Source organism: Nocardia mangyaensis, from assembly GCF_001886715.1.
Lineage (GTDB): Bacteria > Actinomycetota > Actinomycetes > Mycobacteriales > Mycobacteriaceae > Nocardia > Nocardia mangyaensis.
The window spans coordinates 4,063,196-4,077,023 of sequence record NZ_CP018082.1; the positions used below are offsets into that span (position 1 = coordinate 4,063,196).

Consider the following 13,828-nt stretch of genomic DNA (forward strand, 5'->3'; position numbering starts at 1 on the left):
CATGACGATTACCATCGAGAAACTCGGTCAGGCCGTCGGCGCCGAGGTCATCGGAGCACGCCGCGATCAGTTGCTGGCCGATGCCGGCGTCGCCGAGACCGTGATGACCGCCCTCGAGGAGAACGGGGTGCTGGTCTTTCGCGATCTGCATCTCGACCCGGAGACCCAGGTGGCGTTCTGCCGCACGCTCGGGCAGGTGGACACCTCACCCGGGCACCATCCGGTGCCGGGAATCTACCGGGTGAGTCTCGACACCGCCAAGAACTCCTCGGCGAGCTATTTGCGGGCCACTTTCGACTGGCACATCGACGGCTGCACGCCCGAAGACGACGCCTATCCGCAGATGGCGACCGTGCTCACCGCGAAGGCTGTCGCTGCCAGCGGCGGTGAAACCGAATTCGCCAGCACCTACAAGGCTTACGACGATCTGACCGCCACCGAACGCGCCTCGCTGCGCTCGTTGCGGGTGGTGCACTCACTCGAAGCCTCGCAGCGCGGCGTCACCGCGGACCCGACACCAGCGCAACTGGAGGTGTGGCGCAAGCGTCCGATCAAAGAGCATCCGCTGATCTGGACCCACAAATCCGGTCGGCGATCGCTCGTCCTCGGCGCTTCGACCGACCACGTCGTCGGAATGCCCGCCGAGGAAAGCCGGGCATTGCTCGACGGACTACTGCGTCGCTGCACCGCGCCCGACCGCGTCTACCGGCACACCTGGGCTGTCGGGGACACGGTGATCTGGGACAACCGGGGTGTCATCCATCGCGCCGCGCCCTATCCGTCCGGTTCGCCGCGAGAGATGTTGCGCACCACGGTGCTCGGTGAAGAACCGATCGAATAGCCCACCGCTAGAGCTTTCAGGAGTACACCATGCCTCGTTGGCCCAAGCCCGCTGAGGGTAGTTGGACACAGCACTACCCGGAACTCGGCACCGCGCCGATGTCCTACGACGACTCGATCTCACCGGAGTTCTTCGAACTCGAACGCGATGCGATCTTCAAACGCGCCTGGCTCAATGTCGGTCGCATCGAACAGCTGCCGCGCACCGGCAGCTATTTCACCAGGGAGATTCACGCCGCGCACTCCTCGATCATTCTGGTTCGTGATCGCGACGGCAGTGTCAACGCCTTCCACAACATCTGCCGGCATCGCGGAAACAAGCTCGTGTGGAACGAGTTCCCGCGCGAGGAGACCGCGGGCACGTGCCGACAGTTCACCTGCAAATACCACGGCTGGCGCTACGGGCTCGACGGCTCGCTGAGCTTCGTGCAGCAGGAAAGCGAGTTCTTCGACCTGGACAAGGACAACCTCGGGCTCGCACGCGTGCACTGTGAGGTCTGGTCGGGTTTCATCTTCGTCAATCTGGCCGCCGAGCCACGTCAGACGCTGCGGGAGTTCCTCGGCCCGATGGTGACCGGCCTGGAAGGCTACCCGTTCGACCAGCTGACCGAGCGCTATACCTACCGCGCCGAGGTCGGCGCCAATTGGAAGCTCTACCTGGACGCCTTCCAGGAGTTCTACCACGCGCCGATCCTGCACGGAAAGCAGACGCCGGACAACTTCTCCGTCGCCGCGCAGCAAGCCGGGTTCGAGGCGCCGCACTACCAGCTCGACGGACCGCACCGGCTGGTCAGCACCTCCGGTGTCGTCACCTGGGAACTCGACGCGGCGATGCGCAAACCGATGGAAGACATCACCCGCAGTGGGTTGTTCGGCCCCTGGGATGTCCCTGACCTGGGTCCGATGCCGGCCGGGCTCAACCCCGCGGGCTGCGAACCCTGGGGCCTGGACTCGTTCCAGCTGTGGCCGAACTTCACCATCCTCATCTGGTCCGGCGGCTGGTATCTCACGTACCAGTACTGGCCGACCTCGCACAATACGCACATCTTCGAGGGCAACCTGTACTTCACACCCGCCCGCACCCCGCGCGATCGCGTCGCGCACGAAATGGCGGCGGTCACCTTCAAAGAATATGGGCTGCAAGACTCTTCGACGCTGGAGGCGACTCAGCTCATGCTCGAATCGCGAGCGGTCACGACCTTCCAGCTCAACGACCAGGAAATCCTGCTTCGCCACCTGCACAAGGTCGCCGCGGACTGGGTCGGCGACTACCGACGCGAGCGTGCGGAGGCCCAGCGATGAGCACACCTGTCCTGCCCGCCGAATTCGCCGACCTCGAACAGTTCGCCGCGATCTGGTGCCTGCCGTCGGAAACCGAACGCTATGACCAGCGCCTCGGGTCCACGATGTCGGACATGCAGAGGTTCTACGACGCGATCACCGCCCGGGCCGAGGACGCGCTCACCTACTGCGACAAGTTCTCCATCGACGAGATGCCCGAGGACGCGAAGAACCTGATGTACCTGCTGTATTCGATGATTCAGGTGTCCTTCCCCGTCGAAGTGTGGCGTCAACCGCGCATTCCCGACACCGGGGCCGCATCGCTGACCTGCGTTCTCGAGCCGGGTCTATGAGCACCCCGATCGTCGTGCTGCGGGCGGCGGCGTGGGTCGAGGTCGAGACCGGGCAGCGACACACGCCGGCCGTGATCGTCGTGCACGGCAACCGGATCACGGCCATCAATCCGGTGGAGGTGCCCGCGGACGCTCAGGTCATCGACCTGGGTGCGCTGACGCTGCTGCCCGGGTTGATGGACATGGAGGTCAACCTGCTCATCGGCGGGCCCGACAACCCCTCCGGGCTGCCGAACCCGATGCACGGCGTGCAGGACGACCCGGTGTATCGGACCCTGCGTGCCTCGGTGAACGCCCGCGTCACCCTGCACGCCGGCTTCACCACGGTCCGCAATCTGGGCCTGATGGTGAAGACCGGCGGCTATCTGCTCGATGTGGATCTGCACCGCGCGATCGAACAGGGCTGGCTCGAAGGCCCGCGCATCGTCGCGGCCGGACACGCCATCACCCCGACCGGCGGCCACCTCGATCCCACGATGTTCCAACGTCTCGCCCCGCACATCATGCCGGTGACCGTGGAGGAAGGCCGCGCCAACGGCGTGCCCCAGGTCCGCGAATCGGTGCGGTACCAGATCAAGTACGGCGCCGAGGTCATCAAGATCTCGGCATCGGGCGGTGTGATGTCGCACGGCACCGTCGCCGGCGCGCAGCAGTACTCCGACGAGGAGCTGGCCGCGATCGTCGACGAGGCCCACCGTGCCGGGGTGCACGTGGCCGCGCACGCCCACGGTGACGCGGGAATCCGCGCCTGCCTGCGCGCGGGGGTCGACTGCATCGAACACGGCTCCTTGGCCGAGGACGACACCCTCGCGATGATGGTCGAGCAGGGCACCTTTCTGGTGCCGACGAGCTATCTGTCCGAAGGGCTCGACGTCTCCAAAGCCGCACCAGCGCTGCAGAAGAAGGCGGCCGAGATCTTTCCCCGGGCGCGCGAGACGCTGCGCAAGGCGATCCGTGCCGGAGTCAAGATCGCCTGTGGCACCGACGCGCCCGCGGTTCCGCACGGTCAGAACGCCAAGGAACTGTGGGCGCTGGTCGACCGCGGGATGACGTCGGCGCAGGCGCTGCGCGCGGCCACGGTCGTGGCCGCCGAACTGATCGGCGTCGACGACCGTGGGCGCCTGGCGCCGGGGCTGCTCGCCGACATCATCGCCGTACCGGGCGACCCCACACTCGACATCACGACCATCGACGACGTGCGGTTCGTGATGAAGGACGGGCGCGTTCACAAGCAGCTGTGACCAGCCGAACGTCGTTGCCCCACAGCTGAATCCGCGAAACAGATCCGAGGTAGCAATGTCGCCACGTCAGCAGCTCTATATCGGGGGCGCGTGGGTCGATCCCGCCACCAGCGAGACCATCGAGGTGATTTCGCCGCACACCGAGCAGGTCATCGCGAAGGTCGCCGCCCCGGCACACGCGGATGTCGATCGCGCGGTCGCCGCGGCGCGCCGGGCGTTCGACGCGGGCCCGTGGCCACGGATGGACCCGCAGGATCGGGTGGCGATCGTCCGCAAGCTGGCCGAGTTCTATCGTGCCCGTGAAGAAGAACTCGCCCAGCTGATCACCAGCGAAATGGGTGCGCCGATCACCTTCTCGCGCTCGGCGCACGCCAAGCTGCCCGGCGTCATGATGCGCGCTTTCGCCGACACCGCCGCCGGGTATCCCTGGCAGGAAACCAGAGCCGGTTTTCTCGGCGGCGGTGTCGTCGTCGGCCACGAACCGGTGGGGGTCGTGGCGGCGATCATCCCGTGGAACATGCCGATGTTCCTGACCGTGGGAAAGCTGATTCCGGCGCTGCTGGCTGGATGCACGGTGGTACTCAAACCCTCTCCGGAGACACCGCTCGACGCCCAGTTCATGGCCGAGTTGCTCGATCAGGTCGGTCTGCCCCCCGGAGTGGTCAGCATCCTGCCGGGTGGGCGGGAGGTCGGGCGCCATCTGGTCTCGCACCCGGGAGTGGACAAGGTTTCGTTCACCGGTTCCACCGCGGCGGGCAGGCAGGTGGCCGAGGTCTGTGGTTCCGCGCTGCGCCGGGTCAGCCTCGAACTCGGCGGCAAATCCGCCGCGGTGGTCCTCGATGACGCCGATCCGGACGCTGTCGCCACCGGCATGACGGTTGCCGGGCTGATGAACGGTGGGCAGGCCTGCGTCGCCCAGACCAGGGTGCTGGTCCCCCGGCACCGGCGGCACGAATTCGTCGACGCGCTGGTGAGTGTGGTCGAAAACCTCACTGTGGGCGATCCGTTCGATCCCGCGACGCGCGTCGGTCCGATGGTCTCGCACCGTCAGCAGCAGCGGGTGCGCGAGTACATCGACCTCGGCGAGCGCGAAGGCGCCCGTCTGCTGCTGGGCGGCACCGCTGTGCCGGCGGGCCTCGCGCGCGGCTGGTATGTCCGGCCCACCGTGTTCGCCGACGTGGACAACTCCATGCGGATCGCACAGGAGGAGATCTTCGGTCCCGTTCTGAGCGTGATCGCCTACACCGACGACGAGCACGCCGTGTCCCTCGCCAACGACACCGAATACGGGCTCTCCGGCTCGGTGTGGTCACCCGACATCGAGCGCGCCACCGGAATCGCCCGCCGGGTGCGCGCGGGCACCCTCGGCATCAACGAGCCCTACAGCATGGATCCCGTCGCACCGTTCGGCGGAGTCAAGAACAGCGGCTACGGCCGCGAATTCGGTGTCGAGGGCCTCGCCGGCTACCTCGACACCGTGTCCCTCTCGATTCGCCCCGCAGTGGTGAATCCCCCCGTCTCGCCGGCGAGTACGGTCGGCGCGAGCCGCGCAGCAGGGCCGCCGAGGGAAACCTCATGAGCGAGCGGAGTCGAGGCGGGCGGTCGCGCTCAGGGCAGCTCGATCGCCGACATGTACATCTCGAGGATCGGTCCGTAGAGGTCGACGCCGTCGAGTTCGGTGCCGATAACGACCAGAGGCGTCGTGTGGATGAGCACTCTCGCCATCGTCATCGGCGGAATCAGCGAGGTCGCTCCGAGGCGGTCGAGATTCTCGATGATGAATCGCCCCAAGGCTTCCACCGCCTCTTCCCGCCGAGCCGCCACCCGTTCCCTGACCTCGGGGTTGCGCAGCAGGTACAGCGTGAACTCCATACCGAGTGCGGCGTGCTCGGTGCCGCGTTCGGCGGCGAGCCGACGCCACAACTCGCCGACTCGGTCCAGTTCTTCGGCGCCCATTCTCGATGCGGCCGCCAGCACCTCGGCGAACATGTCGAAGTAGCGCTGCAGATATCGATCGTTCACCTCGAGGAAGAGCTCTTCCTTGGTGGCGAAGTGCTTGTAGATCGCGCCCTTGGTGTAGCCGGCGGCATGCGCGATGTCATCGAGTGTCGCCGCCGCGAAGCCTTTGTCGGCAAATACTTCTTCGGCAGCATCCAGGAGCAGCCCCCTGGTGCGCTCGAGTCTCCGTTCTCGGGTCCAACGCTCAGCCATGCCAGCGATTATGGCACGAATCTTAGAAACCCTCTGGAATCTGAGATTCCCAGTGGTATATTTCTGTTCGTACAGATACTTCAGGAGCGTGACCGATGACTCCTTCATCGACTACCACGGCCATCGCCGATTCCATTCCGAATTTCGCGCGCATCGACGCACATCGGACCACAAGATTCCATCGAGGAGGTGCGCTGTGAGCGAACCGACGGGGCCGAAAAAGGGAACCACCATCACCGAGCCACTCGACAGTGTGGCGACCCTCGGCGCAAAAGTTCAATCCACCAGCAAAGCCGTCAAGATCTGGGCCACCGTCGGCGGCTTGATCCTCGCCTTCCAGATATATGTGTGGTTCCGCTGGCTCACCGGTCCCAATTTCGAGCGGGTGCCCACCGGGCCGAGCGATCCGCCGACCTTCATGAAGGTGATTCTCACCGTCTGGACCGTGGTGATCCTGCTCGGTCTGCCGATCGGCATGTACTTCTTCATCATCCGGCCATGGCTACGCGAGCGGCGAATAACGCTCGACGGCATGCTGTTCGTGGCCTGCGGTCTGATGTTCTTCCAGGATCCACTGCTGAACTACTTCAATACGTGGAGTACGTACAACACCTGGATGTTCAACATGGGCTCCTGGGTGCAGGACGTGCCGGGCTGGCAATCCTATGGCGAACCGGGCGCCATGATGGCCGAACCGATCCTGATGAACGCGCCGGGCTACTCGTATGGCGTCCTGCTGTGCACGATCCTCGGCTGCTGGGTGATGCGAAAGACCAAGCAGCGGTTCCCCAATATCAGCACGATGGGGCTGATCGGTGTACTGCTCGTCTGGACATTCTTCTTCGATCTCGTCATCGAAGGTCTGTTCCTGATGCCGATGGGTCTTTTCACCTATCCCGGCGCACTCCAGGATTGGTCGATCAACGCCGGAACCTACTATCAGTGGCCATTGTATGAAGGCCTCATGTGGGGCGGTGTCCAGGCGGCCCTCTGCTCGCTGCGCTATTTCACCGATGACCGCGGCCGGACCTTCGTCGAACGTGGCTTGGACCAGGTCCGGGGCGGATTCGTCAAACAACAGTTCACGCGTTTCCTGGCGATCTTCGCGGCGGTCAGCACATTCTTCTTCGTGGGCTACAACCTGCCCGCGCAGTTCTTCGCCCTGCACACCGATCCCTGGCCCGAGGACATCCAGAAGCGCTCCTACTTCAACATGGGCATCTGTGGTGAGGGAACCGACCGGCTCTGCCCGCATCCGGATCTGCCGGTGCCTTTCCGAAACAGCGGCTACATCGATTCCAACGGCCAACTCGTCATGCCCGAAGGCACCGAGATGCCGACGATCGTTCCTTTCGCCGACACCGAGAAAGGCAACTGACATGACCAGTCGATCCAGCGCTGTACTCGACGTTCCGCAGGCTCCGTTCTACAAGGCAGTCGGTGATGAGGTCGCGGTCTTTCGCGCGGCGGCGGTCGGCGGTCTGCCGCTCCTGCTCAAGGGCCCGACCGGCTGCGGTAAGACCCGCTTCGTGGAGACCATGGCCGCCGAGCTCGGCCGGGACCTGATCACCGTCGCCGGCCACGAGGACATGACCTCGGCCGATCTCGTCGGCCGCTTCCTGCTCAAGGGTGGCGAAACGGTCTGGGTGGACGGCCCGTTGACGCGGGCTGTACGGTCCGGCGCCATCTTCTATCTCGACGAAGTCGTGGAAGCGCGCCAGGACACCACCGTGGTGATCCATCCGCTCGCCGATCACCGCCGCGAGCTTCCGGTCGACCGGCTCGGGGTCACCTTGCCCGCGGCACCCGGATTCCAGCTGGTGATCTCCTACAACCCCGGCTACCAAAGCGTTCTGAAGAATCTCAAGGAGTCGACTCGGCAGCGATTCGTCGCCATCGAACTCGGCTTCCCGCCCCCGGACATCGAACGTGAGGTGATCGCCCACGAATCCGGGGTCGACACCGAGACCGCGCGAGCGCTGGTCGCGGTCGGCAGCGCCATCCGCAACCTGGACAACTCGCCGCTGCGCGAGGTGTCCTCCACCAGGATGCTGATCCTCGCCGGTGGACTCGTCTCCGGCGGACTGGACCTGCGCACTGCCGTCCGATCGGCGGTCGTGCAGGCGCTGTCCGATGACGCGGATATCGTTGCCGCCCTTGGTGAACTCGTCGACGCCGTCCTGCCGCGACCATGACCGACAACGATCCGAACGGGCCTGAGCGCTTCAGACTCCTCGCCACCCATCTCGCCGGCAGGTCTGTGGCCATCGCAGAGCTGCCGGCGGGTGGGATCCCCTTCACGAACGGCCAGATCATGTTCGTGTCGGGGGGAGGTACCGATGCCGAGCAACGCCGCGAAGTACTCGTGCAGAGCGCGTTGCTCGGTGCCGGGAGCCTGGATCCGGCGTTGGTACGGTCACTGCGCGGGCGTCCCTCCACGGCGCGCCGCTATCTGGCCCTCGAAGGCCGTCGCGTCCTCGCCGAACTCGCCCAACGGCTTCCGCTCGCCGCCGGGCTCGACCTCGAGGGCGAACCGAACACCGCGAGCGCGGCGGATTCCCTCGCGGCGGCGAAGGGGAAAGTGCCAGTCGCCGAGCCCCCGGCGTGGTTCGGCACGATCAGACCCTCCCAATTGGTCGCGTCGAACATCGGCGCGGGCGGGCGGGCCAGTGACCAGGAGCTGCGCCTGGAATTCGACCTCAGCGAGATCCCCGAGGCCGATGACGAGGTCGAGGACGACGTCGAGAAGGGCGAGGAGAGCAAGATTCTCAAACTCTTCGAGAATCCGCTCTTCAGCGGCAAGTCGATGATGGAGTTCCTCCGCAAGACGATGGGTAGCTCGCGTTCGGACGGGGACGGCCCTGCCGGGGCCGAAGCCCCGGTCAGCGCGGTGCGGCGGGCGCCGAAGGTGGGACCGGAGGCCCGGCCGCTGCCCACCCGGATCAAGTTCACCGATGCCGACAAGCCCGGCGCCGCAGCCGGCATCGGCGGTGCCCTTCATCCGGAGTGGGACGTTTTCAACGACCGCTACAAGCCGGATTGGTGCCGAGTCATCGATTTTCCGCTGACGGTTCCGGCCGACATCTCGGCCGCCCGTGTTCCCGAGGACGATGTGCTCCGACGACGGCTGGCTCGGGTGGGGCTGGGCCCGAAGGTGCTGCGCGGGCGGGCCGATGGCGACGAGCTCGACATCGAGGCCCTCATCGATCTGTTCGTCGACCTGCGTTCGGGCTACTCGCGCCCGGAGAACGTGTACCTGGAACATCGCAAGCTCGAACGCAATCTCGGCGTCATGATCCTGATCGATGCCTCCGGATCGGCCACCGATGCCGATCTGGAGGGCCTGTCGGTACACAACCATCAGCGGCGCGCGGCCGCCACGCTGGCGGTCACCCTGGAAGAGCTCGGTGACCGAGTCGCGGTGTACGCCTTCCGCTCCGAGGGTCGCCACGCGGTTCACCTGCCTGCGATCAAAACCTTCGATCAGCGCTTCGGCGCCGTCGGACGAGCCAGGCTCAATCAGCTCGAGCCTTCGAACTACACCCGGCTGGGCGCGGGCATCCGCGGTGCGGGCGAGATCCTCAAGAACCAAGCGGGCACCCAGAACCGACTGTTGGTCGTGCTCTCGGACGGCTGTCCCTACGACGGCGGCTACGAAGGCCGCTACGCCGAGGCCGATGCGGCCAAGGCACTCGAGGAGCTGCGCACCGAAGGTGTCGCCTGCCTGTGTCTGTCGATCGGTACCACCACGCCCGCCGATGCTCTCGAGCGCGTCTTCGGCTCGGCCAGTCATGCCAGTGCGGCGACCCTGAGCGAACTGAGCCCGCACATGGATGAACTGTTCCTGTCCTCCCTTCGGGAGCTCGCCGCGCCCACACCGCGGTAGCGAGACATCGACACCGGAAAGAAAAGGCGCGCAGTGGAACCCACAGCATCCGCGGTCACCGAGATCAAGGACTGGTCGAAGGAATACACCCGGCGGCACCCGATCGCCTCGCTGCAGACGGTCGGACGACAGGTCCAGCTCGGCGGGCAGGCGTTTCGCCATCTCGTCACCGACATCGCGACCCGCCGCTTCCCCTTCGACGAGTTCGTCCGGCAGGCGGTGTTCATGGTGAAGACCTCCCTGCTGCCGACGGTGGCTGTGGCAGTGCCGATCAGCGCGACCTTGTCCATCCAATTCGGTTTGCTGGCAGGGCAAGTCGGGGCAACGGCACTGGCCGGTGCCGCGAGCGGCTTGGCGGTGATCCGCCAGTCGGCGCCGCTGGTCACCGCCATCCTGCTGGCCGCGGCGGTGGGTTCGGCGCTGTGCGCCGATCTGGGCTCACGCAAGATCCGCGAGGAGATCGACGCCATGGAGGTGATGGGGGTCTCGGTGCTGCGCAGGCTGGTGGTGCCGCGACTGGCCGCCGGGATCCTCATCGCCATGGCTCTCACGGCCGTCAGCTGTTTCGTCGGATTTCTCGCCGGCTACCTGTTCAACGTCTATGTCCAGGATGGAACCCCAGGCAGCTACATGGCGACCTTCTCTTCCTTCGCCACCTCCGGTGATCTGTACCTGGCGATGATCAAGGCGGCGGTGTTCGGGGTGATCGTCGTGGTCATCGCGTGCGAGAAGGGCCTCAACACCCGGGGAGGGCCCGGTGGCGTAGCGAACTCGGTCAACGCCGCCGTGGTGGCTTCCATCGTGGTGCTGATGGTCGTCAATCTCGGATTCACCCAGATCTACACGATGCTGTTCCCGAGGACGACCCTGTAATGGCCAGCGTGTATCGCCCGCCCGGAGTTCGGACGGTGCTCTCCATGGCGGCCGGACCAGGGCGCGCTGTCATCCGGCTCGGGCACATGTTCACCTTCTTCGTGCGCGCGGTGGTCTCGATCCCGGTGGCCCTGCGCCACTACGGTCGCGAGACCCTGCGAATCCTGGCCGATGTGACCTGGGGCAACGGCGCACTCATCGTCGGCGGCGGAACGGCGGGAGTGATGATCATCCTGGGCGCCGCCGCCGGCGGAATCGTCGGCATCGAGGGCTTCAACGCCTTGAAGTTGCTCGGCATGGAACCGGCGACCGGGATGATCGCCGCGACGGCGGCGACGCGCGAACTGGCCCCGATCATGGCCTCGATCGCCTTCGCCGCGCAGGCTGGGTGCCGATTCACCGCGCAGCTGGGAGCCATGCGGATCGCCGAGGAGATCGATGCCCTCGACGCGATCGCGATCCGCCCCGTGCCCTTCCTCGTCTCGACGCGGTTGATCGCGGCGATCGTGGCGGTGATCCCCCTGTACCTGGCCGCGCTGGCCGCGGACTACCTCGCCGTCGAGCTGTTCGTCGGCCTCGTGGGCGGACAATCGTTCGGGACCTACGCGCACTACTTCGACCTCGTACTCAGCGGCACCGACGTCTTGTTCTCGCTGTTGAAGGCCATCGTCTTCGTCACCATCACCACCACGATCCAGTGCTACTACGGCTATTACGCGCGTGGCGGCCCCCAGGGGGTCGGTGTCGCGGCCGGTCGCGCGATGCGCGCGAGCATCACCGTGATGATCTCGGTGAATCTTCTGATGACGTTGGCGCTGTGGGGATTCGACGCCGGTTCCAGGATCAGTGGGTGACCCGATGTCCATAGTTTTCGAATCCGACGACCGGCACCTGAGCAACATCGGGCTGTTCGTGCGCGGGCTGGCCGCGTTGACCGTCGTGGTCGCCGCCGTCACGGCGATGATCGCCCGGTCCGAAGGCGCGTTCGCGGACACGGTCGAGGTCACCGCGATGCTGGGCGACGTGGGCGACGGGCTACCGAAACGGTCCGATGTCAAGTATCGCGGCGTGCTGGTCGGGACCGTGCAGGACGTGGTGGCCGCCGACGGTACCCACCTCAACACGGTGCGCATCGAGCTGACACCCGAGCACGCCGCCGCGATTCCAGCGACGGTGACCGCACGCGTGGTCCCGAGCAATGTGTTCGCGGTGCCTTCGGTCCAGCTCATCGACAACGGACCCGGTGCCCCGCTGAGGTCCGGCGCGTCGATATCGGAGGACCACAGCAAAGCCAGTGTGCAGCTGCAGACCTCACTCACCGCGTTGAGCCGCATCGTCGACGCCGTGGGGCGCCCCGGCACCGACCCCACCCTCGGAATCCTGGAGACCGTCGAACGAGCGACCCGTGGCCGCGGCGCGGACGCGCTGGCGGCGGCCACTCAGCTGGAGCGCATCGTGCGTGCCTACCGCGGCGAGCTGTCGGGCACCGACGACACCACCGCACTGCTCACCGGGCTCGCCGAGGCAGTGCACGGGCTCCAGGAGTCCGCACCCGATCTGCTGGCCGCGCTACACAACGCGATCGGGCCGATGCGCAGCGTCGCCGAGCAGCGAGTCCGCTTGACCGAACTGCTCACCGGTGGCATCGCGACGACCGAAACGGTCGGCACCGCACTGAACAACCGGACCGAGACCATCGTCGACCTCAATTCCCGGCTGGGTCCGGTGCTGCAGGTCCTCGCCGCGGGCAGCGTCAACTTCGTCCAGATGACGACCTCGCAAACCCGGATCGCGCGGGTGTTCACCCACGACTTCTGGAACCCCGAGACACAGAGTGGCACCGCGAAAGTGATCCTCGAACTGACACCGCACAAGCAGTACACCCGCACCGACTGCCCCCGCTACGGCGAACTGGCCGGTGCGAGCTGCGAACACGGACCCGCGGCGGGCCCACCGGTCATCGGTGCCGCCGACCAACCGGTGAACTTGTTCGAGCAGCACGAGATCGTGGCCGAAAGCCTCGGTCTGCCCAAGGAAGTCGGTGTCCTCGCGGAGTTGCTCGGCCTGGCCGTACCCACCCCACCAGCCACCGGAGAACCACGGTGAAAAACAGACGCGACCTCGTCGGCCTGACCGCCTTCCTGCTCGTCGCCGCCCTGCTCACCTGGATGGTCCGGGCGACCCTGCAACGCGACGTCGCCGGTGATACGCACGCCTATTCCGCTGTGTTCAGCGACGTCTCGGGGTTGCGCGTCGGCGACGACGTCCGCGTCGCCGGCGTACCGGTGGGCCGGGTCGACTCCATCGACATCCACGGGCCACACGCCGAAGTCGGCTTCCGAATCCAGCGAGATCAGCCCGTCTACGCCAATACCGTCGCCTCGGTCATCTATCAGAATCTGATCGGGCAGCGCTACCTGGGACTGAGCCGAGCCGAAGCAGGCGATCCGGCGCCGCTGAACCCAGGGGCGCGCATCCCACTCGAGCGCACCGAACCGTCCTTCGATCTGTCGGGTCTGCTCAACGGATTCCAGCCGTTGTTCAGCGCACTCGACCCGAACGACGTCGACAACCTGACCTCCGCGCTGATCCGGGCTCTGCAAGGCGACGACGGCGCGGTCGCGGCGCTGATCACCGAGACCGCGACCCTGGTCGAGTCCTTCGCCGGGCCGGATCAGATCCTCGGCGCGCTGATCGACAATCTGTCGACGGTGATGGCCACGCTGGCCGGACAGAGCGCCGGAATACAGACGACCCTCACCCAGACCCGCAAGATCTTCGAGGCACTCGAGACTCGCCGCGACACGCTTCTGGACCAGACCGCGCAGATCTCCACCGTCGTCGCCGACGCGGCCGCGGTGATCGACGGCGCGAGCCCGTCGCTGACGGAGTTCATCGACCGCGAACCCGGCTTCGCGCGCCATTTCGTCGACGGGAAGGAGCGTTTCGCCTTCCTCGGCTTCAATCTTCCCCAGCTGTTCCAGTCCATGATCCGGGCCACCGACGCCGGCGCCTTCGTCAACGCCTATGTCTGCGACATCAGTTTCAGCATCATCCCGGGGATCGATCCCGTGATCACGCAGATCCTGGGCGCAGCCTCCCCCACCGGCCGGCCCCAGCACTCCGCGATCTGTAGGTAGAAC

At 66.1% G+C, this 13,828-nt stretch carries 13 protein-coding genes; 12 read left to right on the forward strand and 1 reads right to left on the reverse strand.

Features of this window, described 5'->3' with window-relative positions; translation table 11 throughout:
* Nucleotide 1 precedes the first annotated feature (1 nt).
* The 5 genes from BOX37_RS18360 to BOX37_RS18380 are packed head-to-tail and all read left to right on the forward strand — an operon-like array spanning nucleotide 2 to nucleotide 5,294.
* Complete coding sequence (locus tag BOX37_RS18360; protein WP_071928731.1) at nucleotides 2–841, forward strand: TauD/TfdA dioxygenase family protein; 840 nt, start codon at nucleotides 2–4, stop codon at nucleotides 839–841.
* Nucleotides 842–870: 29 nt separating this feature from the next.
* Nucleotides 871–2,142, forward strand: a complete 1,272-nt coding sequence (locus BOX37_RS18365) for an aromatic ring-hydroxylating oxygenase subunit alpha (RefSeq protein ID WP_071928732.1) — start codon at nucleotides 871–873, stop codon at nucleotides 2,140–2,142.
* Nucleotides 2,139–2,474 carry a hypothetical protein gene (locus BOX37_RS18370; protein ID WP_071928733.1) on the forward strand — a complete coding sequence of 112 codons (336 nt, stop codon included), beginning with the start codon at nucleotides 2,139–2,141 and terminating at the stop codon, nucleotides 2,472–2,474. Before BOX37_RS18365 ends, BOX37_RS18370 begins: the two co-directional genes overlap by 4 nt.
* Complete coding sequence (locus tag BOX37_RS18375) at nucleotides 2,471–3,715, forward strand: metal-dependent hydrolase family protein (RefSeq protein WP_071928734.1); 1,245 nt, start codon at nucleotides 2,471–2,473, stop codon at nucleotides 3,713–3,715. Before BOX37_RS18370 ends, BOX37_RS18375 begins: the two co-directional genes overlap by 4 nt.
* 55 nt (nucleotides 3,716–3,770) lie before the next feature.
* A complete protein-coding gene (locus tag BOX37_RS18380; protein ID WP_084759811.1) occupies nucleotides 3,771–5,294 on the forward strand; it encodes an aldehyde dehydrogenase in 1,524 nt (507 codons plus the stop codon).
* A gap of 29 nt (nucleotides 5,295–5,323) precedes the next feature.
* Here the strand turns inward: BOX37_RS18380 and BOX37_RS18385 are convergent, their stop codons facing one another.
* Nucleotides 5,324–5,926, reverse strand: a complete 603-nt coding sequence (locus tag BOX37_RS18385) for a TetR/AcrR family transcriptional regulator (RefSeq protein WP_071928735.1) — start codon at nucleotides 5,924–5,926, stop codon at nucleotides 5,324–5,326.
* Between the two features lie 253 nt (nucleotides 5,927–6,179).
* On the opposite strand from BOX37_RS18385, the gene BOX37_RS18390 reads away from it, so the two are divergent.
* The 7 genes from BOX37_RS18390 to BOX37_RS18420 are packed head-to-tail and all read left to right on the forward strand — an operon-like array spanning nucleotide 6,180 to nucleotide 13,825.
* Nucleotides 6,180–7,304 (forward strand): spirocyclase AveC family protein, encoded by a 1,125-nt coding sequence (locus BOX37_RS18390; RefSeq protein ID WP_240504929.1) that lies wholly within the window; start codon nucleotides 6,180–6,182, stop codon nucleotides 7,302–7,304.
* 1 nt (nucleotide 7,305) lies between these two features.
* A complete protein-coding gene (locus BOX37_RS18395) occupies nucleotides 7,306–8,121 on the forward strand; it encodes a CbbQ/NirQ/NorQ/GpvN family protein (protein WP_071928737.1) in 816 nt (271 codons plus the stop codon).
* A complete protein-coding gene (locus BOX37_RS18400) occupies nucleotides 8,118–9,812 on the forward strand; it encodes a nitric oxide reductase activation protein NorD (protein WP_071928738.1) in 1,695 nt (564 codons plus the stop codon). Before BOX37_RS18395 ends, BOX37_RS18400 begins: the two co-directional genes overlap by 4 nt.
* Nucleotides 9,813–9,845: 33 nt before the next feature.
* Nucleotides 9,846–10,685, forward strand: a complete 840-nt coding sequence (locus BOX37_RS18405) for an MlaE family ABC transporter permease (protein WP_240504930.1) — start codon at nucleotides 9,846–9,848, stop codon at nucleotides 10,683–10,685.
* A complete protein-coding gene (locus BOX37_RS18410; protein WP_071928740.1) occupies nucleotides 10,685–11,539 on the forward strand; it encodes an ABC transporter permease in 855 nt (284 codons plus the stop codon). The genes BOX37_RS18405 and BOX37_RS18410 overlap by 1 nt, the downstream gene beginning before the upstream one ends.
* A 4-nt stretch (nucleotides 11,540–11,543) precedes the next feature.
* The gene (locus BOX37_RS18415; protein ID WP_156910454.1) at nucleotides 11,544–12,791 is read left to right on the forward strand and encodes an MlaD family protein; all 1,248 of its coding nucleotides are present in this window, start codon (nucleotides 11,544–11,546) and stop codon (nucleotides 12,789–12,791) included.
* Complete coding sequence (locus BOX37_RS18420; RefSeq protein WP_071928742.1) at nucleotides 12,788–13,825, forward strand: MCE family protein; 1,038 nt, start codon at nucleotides 12,788–12,790, stop codon at nucleotides 13,823–13,825. Before BOX37_RS18415 ends, BOX37_RS18420 begins: the two co-directional genes overlap by 4 nt.
* The last annotated feature ends 3 nt before the right edge of the window (nucleotides 13,826–13,828 follow it).